The 18,095-nt window shown below is 40.6% G+C and carries 14 protein-coding genes; 8 read left to right on the top strand and 6 right to left on the bottom strand.

Annotated features, from left to right (window positions below):
• The first annotated feature begins 18 nt into the window (after positions 1 to 18).
• The 6 genes from RMB03_RS19905 to RMB03_RS19930 all read left to right on the top strand — a co-directional run bounded on the left by RMB03_RS19905 (position 19) and on the right by RMB03_RS19930 (position 7,780).
• The gene (locus RMB03_RS19905; RefSeq protein WP_311077339.1) at positions 19 to 3,189 is read left to right on the top strand and encodes a TonB-dependent receptor domain-containing protein; all 3,171 of its coding nucleotides are present in this window, start codon (positions 19 to 21) and stop codon (positions 3,187 to 3,189) included.
• A gap of 194 nt (positions 3,190 to 3,383) precedes the next feature.
• A complete protein-coding gene (locus RMB03_RS19910) occupies positions 3,384 to 4,175 on the top strand; it encodes a Slam-dependent surface lipoprotein (protein ID WP_002004304.1) in 792 nt (263 codons plus the stop codon).
• A 103-nt stretch (positions 4,176 to 4,278) separates the two neighbouring features.
• Positions 4,279 to 5,745, top strand: a complete 1,467-nt coding sequence (locus tag RMB03_RS19915) for a porin family protein (RefSeq protein ID WP_311077469.1) — start codon at positions 4,279 to 4,281, stop codon at positions 5,743 to 5,745.
• Positions 5,746 to 5,755: 10 nt separating this feature from the next.
• The gene (locus RMB03_RS19920) at positions 5,756 to 6,679 is read left to right on the top strand and encodes an energy transducer TonB (protein WP_311077340.1); all 924 of its coding nucleotides are present in this window, start codon (positions 5,756 to 5,758) and stop codon (positions 6,677 to 6,679) included.
• 32 nt (positions 6,680 to 6,711) lie between these two features.
• Entirely contained in the window at positions 6,712 to 7,311 is a 600-nt protein-coding gene (locus tag RMB03_RS19925) for a biliverdin-producing heme oxygenase (RefSeq protein WP_311077341.1), read from the top strand.
• Between the two features lie 28 nt (positions 7,312 to 7,339).
• Positions 7,340 to 7,780 carry a YbaN family protein gene (locus tag RMB03_RS19930; protein ID WP_311077342.1) on the top strand — a complete coding sequence of 147 codons (441 nt, stop codon included), beginning with the start codon at positions 7,340 to 7,342 and terminating at the stop codon, positions 7,778 to 7,780.
• A gap of 4 nt (positions 7,781 to 7,784) precedes the next feature.
• Here the strand turns inward: RMB03_RS19930 and RMB03_RS19935 are convergent, their stop codons facing one another.
• Positions 7,785 to 8,060: a hypothetical protein gene (locus RMB03_RS19935; RefSeq protein WP_005042387.1), complete on the bottom strand. Its 276-nt coding sequence runs from the start codon at positions 8,058 to 8,060 to the stop codon at positions 7,785 to 7,787.
• 321 nt (positions 8,061 to 8,381) lie between these two features.
• Here RMB03_RS19935 and RMB03_RS19940 point away from each other — a divergent pair, with 321 nt between their 5' ends.
• Positions 8,382 to 9,089: a YoaK family protein gene (locus tag RMB03_RS19940; protein ID WP_205469731.1), complete on the top strand. Its 708-nt coding sequence runs from the start codon at positions 8,382 to 8,384 to the stop codon at positions 9,087 to 9,089.
• Positions 9,090 to 9,238: 149 nt separating this feature from the next.
• Positions 9,239 to 11,152: an alpha/beta fold hydrolase gene (locus RMB03_RS19945; protein ID WP_311077343.1), complete on the top strand. Its 1,914-nt coding sequence runs from the start codon at positions 9,239 to 9,241 to the stop codon at positions 11,150 to 11,152.
• Between the two features lie 54 nt (positions 11,153 to 11,206).
• On the opposite strand, the gene RMB03_RS19950 is transcribed toward RMB03_RS19945, so the two are convergent.
• From RMB03_RS19950 to betA, 5 genes are all read right to left on the bottom strand, one after another.
• Positions 11,207 to 12,541 carry a basic amino acid/polyamine antiporter gene (locus RMB03_RS19950; protein ID WP_004641701.1) on the bottom strand — a complete coding sequence of 445 codons (1,335 nt, stop codon included), beginning with the start codon at positions 12,539 to 12,541 and terminating at the stop codon, positions 11,207 to 11,209.
• 5 nt (positions 12,542 to 12,546) lie between these two features.
• Complete coding sequence (locus RMB03_RS19955; RefSeq protein ID WP_311077344.1) at positions 12,547 to 13,425, bottom strand: homocysteine S-methyltransferase family protein; 879 nt, start codon at positions 13,423 to 13,425, stop codon at positions 12,547 to 12,549.
• Positions 13,426 to 13,641: 216 nt separating this feature from the next.
• Complete coding sequence (locus tag RMB03_RS19960; RefSeq protein ID WP_311077345.1) at positions 13,642 to 14,112, bottom strand: hypothetical protein; 471 nt, start codon at positions 14,110 to 14,112, stop codon at positions 13,642 to 13,644.
• 91 nt (positions 14,113 to 14,203) lie between these two features.
• On the bottom strand, positions 14,204 to 15,844 hold the full coding sequence (gene mqo, locus RMB03_RS19965) for a malate dehydrogenase (quinone) (protein WP_004641704.1): 1,641 nt from the start codon (positions 15,842 to 15,844) through the stop codon (positions 14,204 to 14,206).
• Between the two features lie 509 nt (positions 15,845 to 16,353).
• Positions 16,354 to 18,012, bottom strand: a complete 1,659-nt coding sequence (gene betA / locus RMB03_RS19970; protein ID WP_311077346.1) for a choline dehydrogenase — start codon at positions 18,010 to 18,012, stop codon at positions 16,354 to 16,356.
• Positions 18,013 to 18,095: the final 83 nt, after the last annotated feature.

The following is an 18,095-nucleotide window of genomic DNA, read 5'->3' on the forward strand; positions in this document are numbered from 1 at the left end:
ATTTACTGGGGCGGGCAAATGAAAAAAGCGGGAACGGGGCAAAAGCGGAATCGGTCGATTTTTCGATTCTCAACACTGGCGTTTGCCATACATGCTGTGTCGATGGGTGGGCTTGTTGTGCTGCCTATGCAGCAGGCCTATGCACAAACAGTCGGAGTTAAAAGCTATAACATTCCTGCGGGCCGTCTTGCCAACGTACTCAACCAGTTTGCCGAACAATCGGGTACTTCAATTGCAATGGATGCTCAGCAACTTCAAGGGTTACACAGCCTAGGCTTAAAAGGCAGCTTTGCCGTCGAGCAAGGTTTTGAGCAGCTTTTAAAAGCAACTGAATTTAGTGCTGTAAAAGTTGGGCAGGGCTATACACTCAGCAAAAAATCTACGCCTCGGGCAACTTCTCAGGTTCAGGCCGCTAGCCTACCGCCAAGTAGTGCCGTAATTGAAGAAGATGCATCGGTACGACTCACGCCAATTGTGGTATACGGCAAAGAAGACCGTGACACAGAAGGCTATAACAAAGTTTATGACGCAAACCGCTCTTCGGTCTATGCGGGCAAAGACTATGTTGAGCGATTTAAAGGAACCAACCCAGCCGATGTTTTACAAGGTATGGTGGGAGTCTATAGCGGCGATGCGCGTAACAGTGGAGCACTCGACCCAAGTGTACGTGGTGTGCAGGGCGTTGGCCGTGTGCCCTTAACCATTGATGGTACTGAACAGTCGATTGCGGTGTGGCGTGGTTACAACGGGGTCAATAATCGAAACTATATCGATCCCAATCTCATTGCGGGCATTGAAGTCATTAAAGGCCCATCTTTAGAGCGCAATACCACGACTTCTGTTGGCGGTGGTGTGGTGGTCAAAACGCTAGAGGCCGATGACATTGTTCGTCCGGGTAAATCTTTTGGTGCCGAGTTAAAAGTAGAAGGCTCAACCAACTCAATCGATCCGTCTTTGCCGGACATGAGTAAAGTAGGCCAAAACTACGATGACACAACGCCTTGGATCGACATGAATGGGGCAAAATATGACCCCGATATTTATAAAAAGAACCGTACAAGAAGTGATAATTCTAATTTTTCGGGCGACGACTTGGCGGGCCGATTGGCGATTGCAACCAAGCAAGATAAATTCGATTTACTGGCAGTTTATGCAGTACGTGAGCGCGGCAATTATTTTTCGGGCACACATGGCGCGGGCTACTATAAACGAGCGACGCCAGACAGTAGCCTCGACTTTATTCCTTACTTTGCCTATGCCTATCAACCGGGCGATGAAGTTCCCAATACCTCAAGTCATATGGAGTCTTGGTTATTAAAAGGGACCTATCGCCCAACAGATAACCAGACCCTTAAACTAACTTATAGAGATACCAAAAATATTTTTGGTGAAATTATGCCGTCTCGTATTGTTTGGGGCATTACGCCTGACTTAGGTGTTCCGCAGTGGCCTTTAAGCAATATTCACTCTAAAGCGTATAGCCTCGAATATAAGTTTAAGCCTGAGAATAATCGCTGGATTGATTTCTATGCCAACATTTGGCAAACCGACACCGAAAGCCAGACATACACACGTGGTGGGTGGCCAACCACAATCGACTTTCGAGATAACACGATTATTAACACGGCGATAAGCCATTCTGATAATACGCGTAAAGGCATTACGGTCAGCAATAAAACCCGTTTGTTAGACCAGCTTGATTTGACGATCGGTGGAAGTTTCTTAAAAGAAAAGCTGACGTCCGACGATATATATGGCGAATTTGGCCCAAGTTATTCGCTCTATCAGGCACTACCACGAGCAGGGCGCCGTGAGGAAAAAACGTTCGACTTTAATTTTAATTATAGACCGCTGTCTTGGTTAAGTTTTGATGCGGGCATGCGTTATCGCTCGTATTGGGCTGTTGATGACTTTTTAAATAAGTCTTTGCAGAGCGAGATTGACCCGAATTTAAATCCGCTATTTACCAAAAAAAGTAGGCTTAAAGAATATTCCTTTGAATATCAGACCATGCCCGAGAGTTACACCTCGACTCAGCAGCGTTTAATCAATGTTTTAAAACAGCGCTATGCCACAAAAAATCCTGAATGGGATGGGCAGCTCGATACCGTGCCTGCATCAGAGAGCACCTTGTATAACATGATCTGGTCACAGAAAAATACGCTGAGCTGGAAAGCTGATGCCAACGGGCAATTGTCGCTTGCCGATAATCCTTTAAACCAGCTCAATGCCTCTGGACAAAAGTACGTAGTAACTGGCGGGAACTTTATGTCGGTGGTAGACCAAATTCCGGTTGAGTCTGCCGACAAAGTTAAAGATAGCGGCTGGGCACCGCAGTTAGGTGCCTCAATTCATCTGACGCCAAACAGCAGAATCTATGCACGCTATGCAGAGGAATATCGCTTACCAAGTTTGTTTGAAAGCACTGTCGGTTTTTCTGCCATGTTGCCATATCAAGCAATCAAACCTGAACACGCTTTTAACTACGAAGTCGGTTATGTCTATGACATGCGTGATTGGTTCAGCACAGCGCGCAATGCCGACATTAAACTCGCTTATTACTACAACAAAACCAAAAATGTGATTGAGCGTGACCAGAACCTTATTTTTACCAATATGGATGAGCAAAAGCTGTCAGGTCTAGAGCTACAAAGCCGTTTTGATAATGGTGGTTTTTTCACAGACTTGAGCGTGGCCTATAACTTAAAAAATGAAGTGTGTGACACCAATAGCGCCATTAACAAAATGATTTTAGGCGGCACGGTTCAAACCGAGCAGGGCCTTGAGTTCCGTGAACCGTATCAGCGTTGTGTCGATGATGGTTTCCCAAATGGCTACTTGGTGACCATGGCCACTCCTGAACTGAGTTTCCACGGTTTGCTGGGCGCACGCTTTTTAGATGAAAAGTTAGAGCTCGGTGCACGTGCAACATTCTATAAAGCTTATGAAAGCCCGCTACGCAAAAACAATGATGCTAGCGTCAATAAAGGCTATTACCTCAATGTACCTTTGGCTTGGGATGATACGTGGATTTTTGATGCCTATGCACGTTATCAGGTCGATGACTACAACACAGTTGAGTTTGTCGGCAGTAATCTTTCTAACCAGTTTTATATCGATCCTTTAACTCGTAGTGCCATGGCCGCACCTGGCCGAACGATGAAAATCAGTTGGACCACCAAATTTTAAACAGAATTTGATTCCCTCCACACATACATAAAAGGGGAGTCAGGTAACAGTAAATAATAAGATTGAATGATTATTATTTACAAAGAAAACTGAGTAGGTTTGCAACTGGGCCTACTCAATAAACTAAAAAATAGCGAAATCGTTATTTTAAATTAAACAATAACTTAGTTTTAAAAAAGATGGAGTAACAACAAATGAAAATCTCTCAATTGTTCTTGGGTCTCGTTGCTTGTTCAACTGCATTTGCTTATGCAGGAATTGATGGTATTTCGAGTAATGAAAGTAACATCAAAATCGGTGCTGCTGCCAATGCAAGCCATCCGGGTGGTGTAGCAGCGGTATCGGTTCAAGCTGCGGGTGCACCATATAACGCTTTTACAGGTTTTAGTTCGTTAAAAGGTTTGGCTCAGGCTTTTGCTGCTCAGGGAACGAGTAACACCAATGTAACGGTTGGCAGCAAAACCTTTAATATTTCGCATATTCCAGTGTCTGCAATGCCACCTTCACACAGTGCATTAGGTAATTTTAACTTTGGTCAGGTGGGTACACAGGAAGTCTATTTTGGTGAATGGTGGAAAGCGGGCGACACGCCGGCAAGCGCGAGCCATACCGTTTACTACGCGGGTGATAACACCAATACCACTGTTCCAACCGCGGGTACTGCAACTTATACCGTTGCAGGGATTAACGGTTCTGGAAGCAATCTGTTAAGTGGGACATTCACGGCAAATTATGGCGCGGGCACACTTGAAGGAACGCTTACCGGAACAGGTACGGCTGTTTCATCATTAAGTTTAGATGGTGTGGCATTTAACCCGGGTACTGCTGCGTTTGCAGGTTTGGCAACGGCTAACGGTACGGCTGGTATCGACAACTCTGGTGTGGTTCAAGGTCAATTCTTTGGTGCAAATGCTTCGGCTTTAGCGGGTATTGCCCAGTTTGATAACGTGTCTTACAACACTGCATTTGGCGGTGCTAAAAATTAATGAATGCAAAAGGAATCTACACACGTAGGTTCCTTTTGTTTTTTGGATTTTTGCTTGGTTGCTTCAGGTTTATTGTTTTATGAAACGAACGCTTTTGTGCTGTCTGACATTGTTGAGTTGTCCATTTTTATATGCCGACGAAGACATACAGCTTCGTCTTAATCAAAGCTTGGACCAAACGCTTTTGCAAGAACAGCGCCAGTTTCACGAGCAGGGGACCATTCGTAGTACCGAGCAATTACCTAAACTTCAAATTAATGGACAAGAATATAGTGTTGAGCAAAACCCGAATGATCTTGCCAAGGCCTTATATCTGGCAGTCATGCAAAAACAGTGGCTCAAAGCCACGGTTTATTTAGAACATTATAAGAAATATGTTGGCTACGATCGGGCTTTAACCGACTTTGCCGAAGGGGCAGTTGCACGTTCTCAGGGTCAACTGAAATTGGCTGAACAAAAATTTCAAAGCAGCTTAAAACAACAACCACATAACTTAATTTGTGAACTTGAGTTAGCGCGCGTGCTGTTTGAACAACAGAAGAATAAGGAAGCAGCACGCCTTTTTATTTCCATTCAAGACAAACTCAAACAAAGTGATCCCGCTGTCATTCCTTCTGGGGTTTTAACAACAGTGAATACTTTTGTTCAGGCATTAAAAAAACGAGACTCTTGGCAAGGCTCGGTTTCAGCAGGTTACACCTATGTCAGTAATTTAAATAGTTCGTCTGAACAGAGCAAAACATGGACGCTTTATGGCAAAGATAGTAAGGGTAATATTATCCCGATTGAGCAAGTTACCCGTGGGACTCCTAAAGCTGAGTCGGCAACGGGTTTAGATTACGAAGCCAGTCTTATAAAACGCTATGCGATTAAGGGGCATCATGGCGTGGCTTTACGTGCGCTGGCGTTTGGACAGTCCTATAACGACCACGCGGCATTTAATGAATCTACCATTAACATTAATGCGGGCTATAGCTACTTTGACTTAAAAAATCAAATTGGGGTGAGCCCGCTTTTTGAACATAAACGTTATGGCAATGATGGCCTTTACAATGCATGGGGTGCACGTGCTGAATGGATGCATTTTATCTCGACAGATAAAGCCTTTAAGCTTGAAGCTGAAAGTAAAGATTTAAATTATCAGAAATATAAAACTCTAGATGGCGTAGAAAATTCGGCCTTCGCCACTTTCTGGAAGATTTTTCCAGATCAGTGGACTGTTTTTGGTGGTTTAGATGTAGTCGACCATTCGACCCAAGAAAAATATATGGCTGCATACCAGCAGCAAGGTGTGCGGTTGGGCTTAAGCAAATCTTGGAGCACAGGATTTAACACCACTTTATTGAGCTCTTACCGTTGGCGCCTGTTTGATAAATACGCAGAAACTTTCTTAGCTCGTCGTCATGATTTTGAACAGAACTATACCGTTGTTGTGCAAATGCCGCGCTTTGAGTTTTATGGCATGACGCCTAATTTAACCTATCGCTATAACCATAATAAAAGCAATGTCGATTGGCTCTATTCCTACGATAAACACAACATTAGCCTCAAGCTTGAGCATCGTTTTTAGGGAATAAGCCATGAAATCAAAATCTTTATTCCCGACACATGAGCCAATGGGCAAATTGCCTTTACTACAAGGGCCGAAGCATTTTTATAAGTGCTTAACCGTAGCTGTTGTGATTGGTCTGCATGTGTTTGTTGTCTGGATGCTGAGTCATTTAATTGAACCCTATACTTTTGCGACATCACCAAAAGTAGATGCTTTAAAAGTAAGTTTTGTGTCGCTGGCACCTGCTAAAAAGCCATCACCTGACCAGACTGAAAGTAAGCCTATCGAAAAAATTTTAGTGCCGAAATCTACGTTAAATAGTTCGGTATCCTCTATACCTGAAGAATCAAAAAACTCGCCTAAAAATGTTCAAACATTAGCGTCAAAAACTGCTTCTAAAGAGGTGGTGCAAAATAATTTAAGTGATAAACAGCAAGTACAACCAAAAACGACTTTAAACAATTCAACTTCACTCCAACCAGTGCAGCCTACAGAAAGGCGGGCGGTTCATACAGACAAACAACTGAGTTCGACAGACAGCGAACAAACGCAAACTGAGCATTTGCTACAAAGCAGCAATAGCGAAACCAAAAGTGGCGGCGTTAAAACACCTGCAACGCAGCAAGAATATTCCAAAGCACCTAGCACTCAAGTTGAACACGATGACGTTGTTCAGGTGAGTAGTGTGGATGTGCTGAGTTTTGGTGGGCTTGACTACGATGACCGCGAGTTAAAACAACAAAATCGTTTGGTTGAGCTTCGGATTCGCATTAATGAAAAAGGGCAGCCAATCAACATTCAGTTACGTCAAAGTTCGGGCATTGCCAGCCTTGATGAACGGGTCATGCAAGCTACACGTAAATCCAGATTTAAACCCCACAAAATTAATGGTCGCGCCGTGACCATTGTTGTGGATTTTCCAGTCCAACTCAAACTCAATCGGGGCCGTTAACCGATGAGCTATATCCGTTTTGCAGGAGAAAGATGATGAACACATCTATAGAACAAATCATTAGCAACAGCTTGTCTTTACGTTTGAAACAAGAAACCGCTGCTGAACATGAACGTATGCATCAATTAATGTCACAAGCAAAGGTATTTTCAAGTAAAGAAAAATACGCACAATTTACGTTGTCTCAATATTACTTTCAGCGCGAAATTGAACATCTTTTTGAAAAAGAGGGTGTGGCAGGACTGATTCCGGACCTCGATATTCGTGGTCGCTCAAAACAAGCACTTGCCGATTTAAATGATTTAGGTATTCAACCTAACGGACAGCAATTACACAGTGAAAACGTACAGCTACCCGAAGCTTTAGGCTGGATTTATGTGTCTGAAGGTTCAATCTTAGGGGCTGCATTTTTATTTAAAGAGGCCCAAAAACATCTAGGGTTTTCTGAAACTTTTGCTGCACGTAATTTAGCTGCTTATCCCGAAGGGCGCGCTAAAGTCTGGAAACGTTTTGTACAAGCAATTGATGAAACAGGATTTGACCAAACCCAGCAAGACCGAGTCGTTCAAGGGGCGTTAGATGCCTTTGGATATTTTGGTCAAGCGCTTGATCAGCTCGATACATTGAAATAATAAAAAGTGGATAAAGGGAATACCCGATATGGATAAACTCAATCAAGTAAATGTAATTGTAAAACATGAGCAGTCGTTAGCACCCGCTCAACCAGTCAGTAAGCTTGCTCGTTCTATTTGGGCGCGTTGGGTGTTTATTGGTTTGGCTTGGTCGTGTATTGCACTTGGCATATTGGGTATTTTTATTCCGGGTTTACCCACCGTTGATTTTATAATTTTGGCTGTTTTCTTTGCGGCTCGAGGCTCTGAAAAACTTCATCAATGGTTTCGAAATCATCGTTATATTGGTCCACTCATTCGCGAGTGGCAAGAACATCGGCGTATTCCTAAAAAGGCAAAATACATCTCGACAGTTAGTATGAGTCTGGCTGCGGGGCTTATGATTTGGACCATTCCACATCCGTGGTTTGTCTATCCGGCAATTTTATGTATGGCTGGGGTATTAATTTGGATGTGGTTAAAAAATTGAAGATTTAAGATTGGCACTGTTGCATAGTACGTTTCATTGTTTTCACAAAATCACGTGGTACTTCGGGGCTTTGTAAACTTAAACTACCAAGTTTAAGCATCAGTTTAGGGGAATATTGACGTTCTAAACGATGATAAATACATGTACAACTTGCACGGCTATGACCTGCTGCCATACATTTTAAATAGAAATCACGTTGAGCATTAGTTTTCTGACCTGCAAAGGCAATAGATGCAAATAATAATCCGCCTAAAAGAACTGAATAATTATAAAGTGACATATATCTACTCGTGATTGTTTTTTTCATTATCCATATTTTGGCATAACTTTTTCAGGTTCAAAATCAGTTGATATCAACTTGCGGCTTCATCATAGTTAGAACTGTTTTAGAGGTCAAATTGATTTGAAGATGATCACTGTTTTATTGTCTTTAAAATAGACAATTTTGATTGTTGCTATTTTAGAGACAGTGTTACGACATTACATACCCTATTTTTTTACATCTTTTTTTGCTTTCATAAACGTTTAAGCATTATTCATTTTTAAATCATTTATATACAACTTAATTGCTTTAAAACTTTAATTTAACAGGATATTTTATATGGTAGATACCCCAATTAAAAAAGAAACAGAAAGTACATGGGCGATATGTCGAGATCCTGTTTTACTGACCATGGTGGGTGGGGCAATTGATACCATTGGCTTTATTGCATTGTTTGGCTTTTTTACCGCTCATGTTACGGGAAACTTAGTGTTGGCAGGGGCGGCATGGGTTAAAGGCGGTACAGGCCTATGGATTAAGCTTGCTGCTATTCCGCTATTTATTTTGACTGTGGTCATTACAAAACTTTTAATTGACCGTAGTCAGATGAAGCACAAAACGCTGTCTTATTTATTCTTATTTGAAGCCATATTTCTATCTGCTTTTATGATTGCAGGGCTTTATTTCGAACCTTTTAAAAATGCCGATGCAATTACTGTGGCATTGACAGGTGGGCTGGGTTTAATTGCTTTAGCTATTCGTAATACTTCAAGCAAAACGCTGATTAAAAATATTAGCCCAAGTACCATGATGACGGGCAACACCACGCAGCTCGGTATTGATATTGCTAACTTACTTAAAAACAATAATGCAGCCAACCGGGCAAGTTTACTTAAAAGTGCCAGTATTGTTGTGGGGTTTGTGATTGGTGCCTTTTTAGGAGCGATACTTTATGTCTATTTTGACTTCTGGAGTGTAGCGCCGTTTATTTTACCGATTTTTTATTTTTCTTATTTAGCTTCACAGCAAAAGTTCAACCAAGCTTGATTAGAAAAAATAACAAATTAGCCTGAATTAAAATGAGTTCAGGCTTTTTTTCGCAATAAAGGAAAATGGAAGCTAGGCTAAAATTGTTCGTTCATCGCTTTACAGGCATAATGACCTGATGGGGAATACATTCGATTAAGGAATGCAGAATGACAAAGTCTTACCATTATTCAATGATAACAATAATGGCTTTGCTCAGTGGCTGTCAGGTCATTAATTTAAAAGAAAGTAATTTAAGCAATGCTTTAAAAAGTAAGAATGAAAGTATTCTGACCGACGGCACTTTAAGTCATCAAACCCAAAACTTACTGTATTTGGTTAAAAAAGATGAAAAATCTTGTCTGCAAAATTTTGATGATTGTTTAAATAAAATTCAAAGCCTGTCTGAAAATAGCAGCCGAGAAGAACGCTATGCTGCGCTGAGTGAAATTTATTTAGCAAAAGCTTTAGATGTTGGACGTAGCAGCCAGTGTAATGCCATCAATAAAAGTAATAGTTGCATTGAGCAAGAGTTAGCTTTGTTCGATAAAAGCTTGCGCTATAGCTATGTTTATTTATTTGACTCTGAAGAGTCGCCGTTCGATCGAGTGTTTGATCATCGCCAAAATCAGGTGCGTATTTTTTATAACGTCGCTTTGTCGAAGTTAATGACCACGTATTTTAATCATTTAAATACGCATCGTTTTCCACCTCTGCTGAAAGCAGATGGACATCAATATCATGTCAATTTTGACCATGCCGTAGATGTACAAAAAATTGAAGTCGATACCTTTCGCTCCAGCTATAACATGAACTTTTCTGGCTTTAATACCGTCAACCGTAAGGATGGCTTAGGGGCAGAATTTATTGTCGGGCGTAAAGAAAATGATGTAAATCATGGCTTCATTTTAGATCCTGATGCTTTTTATGCTCATCAAACCAATCCGAACATACATTTACCACGCTTTTTTCCAGTTACGGCTATTGCTTACCCTAAACAAACAGCAACAGCCGATCAGGTGATTGCCGGGGCAGATTTAGAAATTGCGATGTTCGATCCATATCGACAAAGCCGTGTAAAAGTTGAAGGTGTGGACTATCCACTCACTGCAAATTATTCGGCGCCTTATGGACTTTGGCTATCGAAATATAATTTAGGTGCAGCAGGCTATTGGTCTTTGATTAATAAAGAATCCAATTTAATCATGCCGCATTTATATATGCTGGAACCCTTTAACCCGAATAAGAAAATCATTGTGTTTGTTCATGGCTTGGCGAGTAGCCCAGAGGCTTGGGTGAGCCTAACCAATGACATTATGGGCGATGCCGAATTAAGGAATAATTATCAAGTTTGGCAGGTGTTTTATTCTACCAATATGCCCATTTTTGAAAGTCGTTTTCAGATTTATTCATTGCTGAATCAAGCTTTTCAAAACATTGCTAAAGACAGCTATGCTGCGCACGATGCCGTGTTGGTTGGGCATAGTATGGGCGGAGTCATTAGCCGTTTATTAGTAAGCGATGCTGATGTTTCAGAGCAAGCCATGCAAAAAATGAATGAAGCGCAGTTAAATCGTTTAAAAGAAAATCCAGTGATTAAAGAGCGTTTTCAGTTCAAAGCTTTGCCTTATTTTAAGCGGGTTGTTTTTGTTTCTGCACCACATCATGGTACAGATTACGCTGACCGATGGTTCACCCAAATTGCACGCCGTGTTATTCGTTTGCCTGCTGACTTTTTTATTGCAGTCGAAATGAGAGATGAGAAAAACACAAAGCTCAGAAAAGGTTTAATTGAAAATGGAGCGAGTAATTTAAGCCGTTCTTCTAACTTTATGCAGCTTACGCAAGCCATTCAACCATCGTCTAATGTGGTCTATCACTCGATTATGGGCAATATTAATGGTACGGTAGATAAGTTAAAAAGCAGTGATGGTATTGTGCCTTATCAAAGTTCACATTTAGGTGGTGAACAGTCGGAACTGATTATTAAAGGCGGGCATTCAATTCAAACTAGCCCAGAGGCGATTTTAGAATTACGCCGTATTTTAAGATTGCATTTAAAGCAGTCACAGCCTTTAAAATAGAATTTTTGTTTTTAGACAACCACTGCTGAAATGGGTCAGCAGTGGTTGAAATAATTAATTTAGCTGATTTTGTTTGAGCGATTTTTTATGCTCAAAATAGCTGATTGAAAAAATAACCAAGCCGACTAAATACAAGACCACAGACAGGAGCAATAAATCTAATCCTGCTGCATAGAGCAACCAGAGCGCATAAATTGAAGCGACACTTGCAATGGCAATATGTGGCGTGCGTTTGTGACGAATCGATTCTTTAAGATAAAAAGCAGACACCAGAAAATAAGGCAGTAAAATCATGACCGATGAAATCAATAAAAGCTGGGTATAGTTTTTATTGAAAAAATATACGGCAATCAATGCGCCTTGCACGACCAGAGTGGTGAGCCAAAGCGATGAAATCGGCACATTATTCTGATTATTCTTTAAAAATAATTTCGGGAATGCACCATTTTTTGCTGCTAAATATGGAATTTCAGTGGCAAATAAAGTCCAGCTTAAATAAGACGAAGAAACTGAAATAATAAGCCCAATGGTAATAACGATAGTGCCTGGCAAGCCTATGAGCTGCTGCAAAATGGTTGCCATTGATGGGTTATGCATGCCTGCAAGCGCTTCACGGCTTACTACGCCATAGGCCAAAACTGTGACCATCACGTAAAAACTTAACGCCAGTAACACACCCAAAATGGTGGCTTTACCAATGTCATAACGGTTTTTTGCACGCGATGATAAAACCACAGCACCTTCAATACCGGTAAATACCCAAAGGGTAATTAACATGAGGTCTTTCACTTGCTGCCAAAGTGGAACTTTTAAAGAGAAGTCATTTAAGTTGAGTTTGAATAAATCAAACTTAAAGGCAATGAAGGTAAAGAAGATAAAAACCACCATTGGAATGATTTTGGCAATGGTCGCCAGTAAATTCACAATTGCCGCTTCTTTAATGCCTCGACTCACCAACCAGTGTACCAGCCATACAAAAATGCTTGAGCCAATCAGTGAATAGAGCGTATTACCTTCACCAAAAATAATATGGTCTTTGCTGTCGGTAAACATGCCAACGCCCGAAAAGGCAATCACGACATAACCGACAATACCAATGGTGGTACACAACCAATAGCCCCAAGCGGAGCAAAACCCAATCAGGTCACCAAAACCTTCACGTGCATAGTTATAAATACCACCGTCTAGATCTGGTCGTTGGCGAGTTAAATGTAATAACGTGAGCGCTAAGAAAATAATGCCGACTCCGGTAATGAGCCATGCAACAAGAAGGGCAGAGCCGTTGGCAACCTGAGCCATATTTTGGGGTAGGCTAAATACGCCTGACCCCACCATAGAACTAAAGACCAGCGCTGTAAGAGACAACAATCCAATTTTGGCAGCAGACATGGTATTTATTCTTTAAAAAATTGAGAGAGTTCAGCAATGTGTTCTGGACCAATACCACAGCAACCGCCTACTAAACTTGCACCTGCTTGCTGCCACTGCTTGGCAAAACCAAGATAAGCAGGAGCATCAAGGTCTTTACGAACTTCATCAAGTCCATCGTTGGCAGTTGCGTTGCTATCTTGAGGCGGGAAAGCATTGGCATAGGCACCAATTTGTACAGACTCTGGAATAAGTCCTTTAATTTCATTAATGGCTTGCAAGATTACTTCAGGCTGGCAGCAGTTAAACAAAACCGCTTTTGCATTTGACTGTTTTATAAAATCAGCCACTTGTTGCATGTTTTCGCCTGAGCGGAGTAAGGCTTGTTCTTGTTTAATTTCGTCTTGAAGCGTAAACGATACCCAATAGTCCTTACCATCTTTTGGTAATAATGCATGCACTGTTTCGACTTCTTTTAAGCACGATTGAGTTTCTGCTAACCAGAAATCCACCTCTGGTGCCAATGTATTAATGATGGGTTCAGCAAGGTTTTTAGCCTGCTCAACTTGAAATAGATCTGCACGGTAAGAACCAAATAAAGGTGGTAAGCAGCCTGCAATTTTGACATTTTTGCCGCTTTCTTTAACTGCATTTTTTGCTTGTTCGATGGCAACTTGAATTAAACGAACACCGTCAGTTTCAAAGCGTTCTTGCCCAATGTGAAAAGGAACAACAGCATAGTTATTGGTGGTAATAACTTCTGAACCAGCGTTAATAAAATCGAGATGTACTTCTTTTACTGTTTCAGGCGCTTCAATGAGTGCGAGCGCAGACCACTCTGGTTGACGAAATGGAGCGCCACGACGGGCCAATTCACGGCCTAAACCGCCATCTAAAATTTTCATAAATTACAACATAAAGGGAGAAAAAATATTTAGGTAATCTAGCGTGTAGATGGGGCGTATTCAATCGCTAATATGCTCGATATATTTCTAAATAAATTAGATTGTTATGAATATTTTTTCTTAAAAGGAATTCTGTATATGATGTTCAGTTTTACTGATGAACTTCATGTGAAAAAGAAGACTTATTTATATACAGCTATAGACTAAAAAACAATCTTAAAGTGCGCCATATTGTTGCCAACTTTCCCCAGTGTGCTGAGTTTTATAATACGCTTTAAGTTGCTCAAGCTGCATAAAATGTATGCCAGACCAAATCAATAAGCTGGTTAATATTAAAGCTTTATATAGGCTTCGAATTTTTTTGACGTGAGTGAAAGCTAATGACACAAAAAACAGAGCAGGTAAAAATATTAAGAATTGAACAGAAGAGAAAAATAAATGGGTTGTACTAAAATATAAGGCGACAGCACTGATTAGTATATTTAAAATTGAAAATAGTTTTTGATATTTGCCGAGCTTAAATGCATAAGCATTGATGGCAAGTAACAAGGCTGAGCTGACGTAAATTGCTGTACCACCAATCATCCACATATAAAAACCGCTTAACAAAAGATAAGCCAGTAGCAAAACAAGCACGAGCTTAAAACAAAATGAAAAGAGGCGGGATGATAAGTTTAAAGGCGTCATAGCTAATCTAAATATCTCAACTGAGGTCTTAAAAAACAAAAGGACGAATCGAAATTCATCCTTTTGGAATTTTACCTATACATCATCAAACTTAGTTTGCTTTTGCAACAGGGGCAGCAGCAGTTTCATCGTTTGCGGCTTTGAACGGAGATGTATAGTTCAAGCCAAGTGTAGAACTTGTGTACTGACGAACTTTGTCGAGTAATACAGGATCTTTGCTTAGGTCTTGTTTATAAGAAACAACAATTTCATGAAGCTTCTGATTCCATTTACCTTCAGTTTGCTCAGGGAAAGCTTTTTCAAGCAAGTTAAGCATGATGTATGGAGAAGTCGAAGCACCCGGAGACGCACCTAACAATGCAGTTACAGCACCATCTTTAGACGCAAAGATTTCTGTACCGAATTGGAGTGTAGCTGGTTTACCCGGTTCTTTTTTGATGATCTGAACACGTTGACCACCTTGGCTTAAACGCCAGTCTTCAGCTTTCGCATCTGGGTAGTATTTACGAAGTTCATTTAGACGGTCTTCATCTGACATCATGACTTGGCTAACCAAGTATTTAACAAGATCAAGGTTTTCCAAGCCAACAGTAGTCATTGGTAAAACGTTGTTTTTGTTAGTAGATGCAAGTAAATCAAGCTGAGAACCGTTTTTCAGGAACTTGTTTGAATACGTAGCAAATGGTCCAAACAATACATATTTTTTACCGTCGATATAACGCGTATCAATATGTGGCACAGACATTGGAGGCGCACCTAATTCAGCACGGCCATAAACTTTTGCTGTGTGTTCTGCAGTAATTTTTGGGTTGTCCGTAATTAAGAACTCACCACCGACAGGGAAGCCAGCATATTGTTTCGCTTCTGGTAAACCAGTAAGTTGCAATAATTTAACTGCTGCACCACCTGCACCAATAAATACAAAACGCGTTTTAACGTGATCTACTTTACCAGTTTTCAAATTTTTGAAAGACACAGTCCAAGTTTTGTCATCATTTTGGCTGATGCCAGTTACTTCGGTTGAAGTCTGTAATTTGAAATTAGGGTTTTGGTCTAAACGATTCACTAATTGTTTAGTGATAGAACCATAGTTTACGTCAGAGCCAACATCCATACGGGTCGCTGCAACTTTTTGACTAGGGTCACGATCGTTCATTACTAAAGGTGCCCATTGTTTAATAACAGCTGGGTCTTCAGTAAATTTCATACCTTTGAACAACGGGCTTTGAATCATGGCAGCATAACGTTTTTCTAAGAATTGAACGTTATCGCCCCAAACGAAAGCAATGTGCGGAACTGGGTTAATGAATGATTTAGGTTCAGCTAAAACGCCTTGTTTTACCTGATATGACCAAAACTGTTTAGCAACTTCAAATTGAGAAGCAACTTTTTCAGCTTTGACAATTTCCATCTTACCGTTTTTCTCTTCGGTATAGTTCATTTCCATAAAGCCAGAGTGGCCTGTTCCGGCATTGTTAAAGCCGTTTGAACTTTCTTGAGCAACTTGGTCAAGACGTTCATACATACGAATTTGCCAGTTTGGTTCAAGCTCAGTGAAATAAGTACCGAGAGTGGCACTCATGATGCCGCCGCCAACAAGAACAGCATCAACAACTGGCTCATCTTTTGCAGTTTGAACTTGTTTTGACGTCGTCGGTCTAAACAAGAAAACGATACCTGCAATTAAAATAAGAATGATTAATACCAGAAGGTATTTCAAAAACTTTTTCATGTAAGGGGGACCTTAAAATAAGTTATTTGAGTCACTTAAGGTGTGAGGAAACCTAGACAGCGTATCCAGACAAAATGGATATAAATGCGAAGTAAATTCTCAAAATCAGAGAACTTATAAAAAAATAAAATTACTTGGGATTATCGCAAACACTCTATATTTTAGACCAATTTTGCATTGACAAGACAATTTTTATAATAAATGGGTTTCATCAATATCATAAATATGATTTATATTTGATCAATTTAAGCTTTAATAAGATAATTTTCAATTATTTTTTTAATTTAACTATTTGAAATATAATTAATAAATTTTATTTGATTAAAGTTAAATCATTTGAAGAATATATGTATATAAAGATAGATGATTTTTTGTTTCATGCCATATTGATGCAAAACAGCTTTTTTTGAAGAGTTTATTTTCTGTCATACATCGTTCTTATTAATGCTTGGATTATAAATATTAAATTAAGGGTATATTTCTGCATAAGAAATATACCCTTTAAGATTTTATGAGGCTACATAGAATGGTGCAGTTGAACGTGGTAATGCTTCACGTCCACGAATTTGGTCTGCAATTTTCTCGGCAATCATAATGGTGGTTGCATTTAAGTTACCGGTAATAATAAGCGGCATGATCGAGGCATCAACCACACGTAAGCTTTGCATACCATGGACTCGGCCTTGACCATCCACGACAGCCATTTCATCTTCACCCATCTTACAGCTACAAGACGGATGATAGGCCGTTTCTGCATGGTTACGAACAAAGTCATCAAGCTCTGCATCTGTTTGCAAATGTTTGCCTGGACTAATTTCTTCACCACGATATGGATCAAGAGCAGGTTGCTGCATGATTTCTCGAGTGATACGAATCGCATCACGGAACTCACGCCAGTCTTGTTCACTCGACATATAGTTGAACAAGATACTTGGATGCTCAAACGGATCTTTTGATTTAAGTCTAATACGGCCACGTGAAGGCGAACGCATTGAACCAACGTGTGCCTGAAAACCATGCTCTTTCACTGCATTACTACCGTTGTAGTTAATGGCAACTGGTAAGAAATGGTACTGAATGTTTGGCCATTTGAACTCATCTGAACTACGAATAAATCCGCCTGCTTCAAACTGGTTACTTGCGCCAATACCTGTTCCATTAAATAACCACTCAGCACCAATTGCAGGTTGGTTATACCATTTCAAGGCAGGGTATAAAGAAATGGGTTGCTTACATTTATATTGTAGGTACATTTCCAAGTGGTCTTGCAGGTTTTCACCTACACCTGGCAAATCATGAACGACATCAATGTCCATTGATTTTAAGAAGGTACTTTGACCCACACCAGAGCGCTGTAAAATTTGTGGAGAAGCAATTGCACCCGCACACAGTAAGACTTCGCGTTTAACCAAAGCACGTTGTAAGTTGTTTTGATCTGCGCCAATGATGTACTCAACACCCACTGCTTGTTTTTGGTTAAACAAGATTTTATTGGTGGTTGCATGAGTCAAAATGGTCAGGTTTGGACGACCTTTTGCCATATCCAGATAACCACGTGCGGTACTTGAACGGCGGCCTTTAGGCGTTACCGTGCGGTCCATTGGGCCGAAGCCTTCTTGCTGGTAACCATTTAAGTCATCGGTACGCGGGTAACCTGCTTGTACGCCAGCTTCAACCATGGCATGAAACAAGACATTATTGCCATTTTTTGGTGTTGCAACTGACACAGGGCCATTGCCGCCATGGTAGTCATTTTCACCAATATCACGGGTTTCGGCTTTTTTGTAGTATGGCAAACAATCGGCATAAGACCAGTTTTCTAGGCCTTTATGGGTTGCCCATTGTTCTAAATCCATTGCATTACCGCGGATATAGCACATACCATTAATTAAAGATGAGCCACCTAAACCTTTACCACGACCACATTCCATACGGCGGTTATTCATGTGTGGTTCTGGGTCGGTTAAATAAGCCCAGTTATAGCGACGACCTTGAAGAGGATAGGCCAAAGCTGCCGGCATTTGTGTACGGAAATCCAAGCGATAATCTGGTCCGCCCGCTTCTAGTAGTAAAACGGTGGTATCTTTGTCTTCAGTAAGACGCGCAGCGAGTACATTTCCGGCAGATCCTGCGCCAATAATAATGTAATCATATTCTTTAATATTCATAACTATCCTTTTTTTACTAACAGTTTGCCTGAGCAATCTATAAAGACTGCTCGGCATATGTGATTTAGGTTGAAGTGTTTAAG

It is taken from the genome of Acinetobacter sp. V91_7 (assembly GCF_031799075.1).
GTDB classification, from domain to species: domain Bacteria; phylum Pseudomonadota; class Gammaproteobacteria; order Pseudomonadales; family Moraxellaceae; genus Acinetobacter; species Acinetobacter calcoaceticus.

Excerpts from the sequence above, each read along its gene's own strand:
- RMB03_RS19905 (WP_311077339.1), top strand. The coding sequence starts at position 19 with ATGAAAAAAGCGGGAACGGGGCAAAAGCGGAATCGGTCGATTTTTCGA.
- RMB03_RS19910 (WP_002004304.1), top strand. The coding sequence starts at position 3,384 with ATGAAAATCTCTCAATTGTTCTTGGGTCTCGTTGCTTGTTCAACTGCA.
- RMB03_RS19920 (WP_311077340.1), top strand. The coding sequence starts at position 5,756 with ATGAAATCAAAATCTTTATTCCCGACACATGAGCCAATGGGCAAATTG.
- RMB03_RS19925 (WP_311077341.1), top strand. The coding sequence starts at position 6,712 with ATGATGAACACATCTATAGAACAAATCATTAGCAACAGCTTGTCTTTA.
- RMB03_RS19930 (WP_311077342.1), top strand. The coding sequence starts at position 7,340 with ATGGATAAACTCAATCAAGTAAATGTAATTGTAAAACATGAGCAGTCG.
- RMB03_RS19935 (WP_005042387.1), bottom strand. The coding sequence starts at position 8,060 with ATGTCACTTTATAATTATTCAGTTCTTTTAGGCGGATTATTATTTGCA.
- RMB03_RS19940 (WP_205469731.1), top strand. The coding sequence starts at position 8,382 with ATGGTAGATACCCCAATTAAAAAAGAAACAGAAAGTACATGGGCGATA.
- RMB03_RS19945 (WP_311077343.1), top strand. The coding sequence starts at position 9,239 with ATGACAAAGTCTTACCATTATTCAATGATAACAATAATGGCTTTGCTC.
- RMB03_RS19950 (WP_004641701.1), bottom strand. The coding sequence starts at position 12,541 with ATGTCTGCTGCCAAAATTGGATTGTTGTCTCTTACAGCGCTGGTCTTT.
- RMB03_RS19955 (WP_311077344.1), bottom strand. The coding sequence starts at position 13,425 with ATGAAAATTTTAGATGGCGGTTTAGGCCGTGAATTGGCCCGTCGTGGC.
- RMB03_RS19960 (WP_311077345.1), bottom strand. The coding sequence starts at position 14,112 with ATGACGCCTTTAAACTTATCATCCCGCCTCTTTTCATTTTGTTTTAAG.
- mqo (WP_004641704.1), bottom strand. The coding sequence starts at position 15,844 with ATGAAAAAGTTTTTGAAATACCTTCTGGTATTAATCATTCTTATTTTA.
- betA (WP_311077346.1), bottom strand. The coding sequence starts at position 18,012 with ATGAATATTAAAGAATATGATTACATTATTATTGGCGCAGGATCTGCC.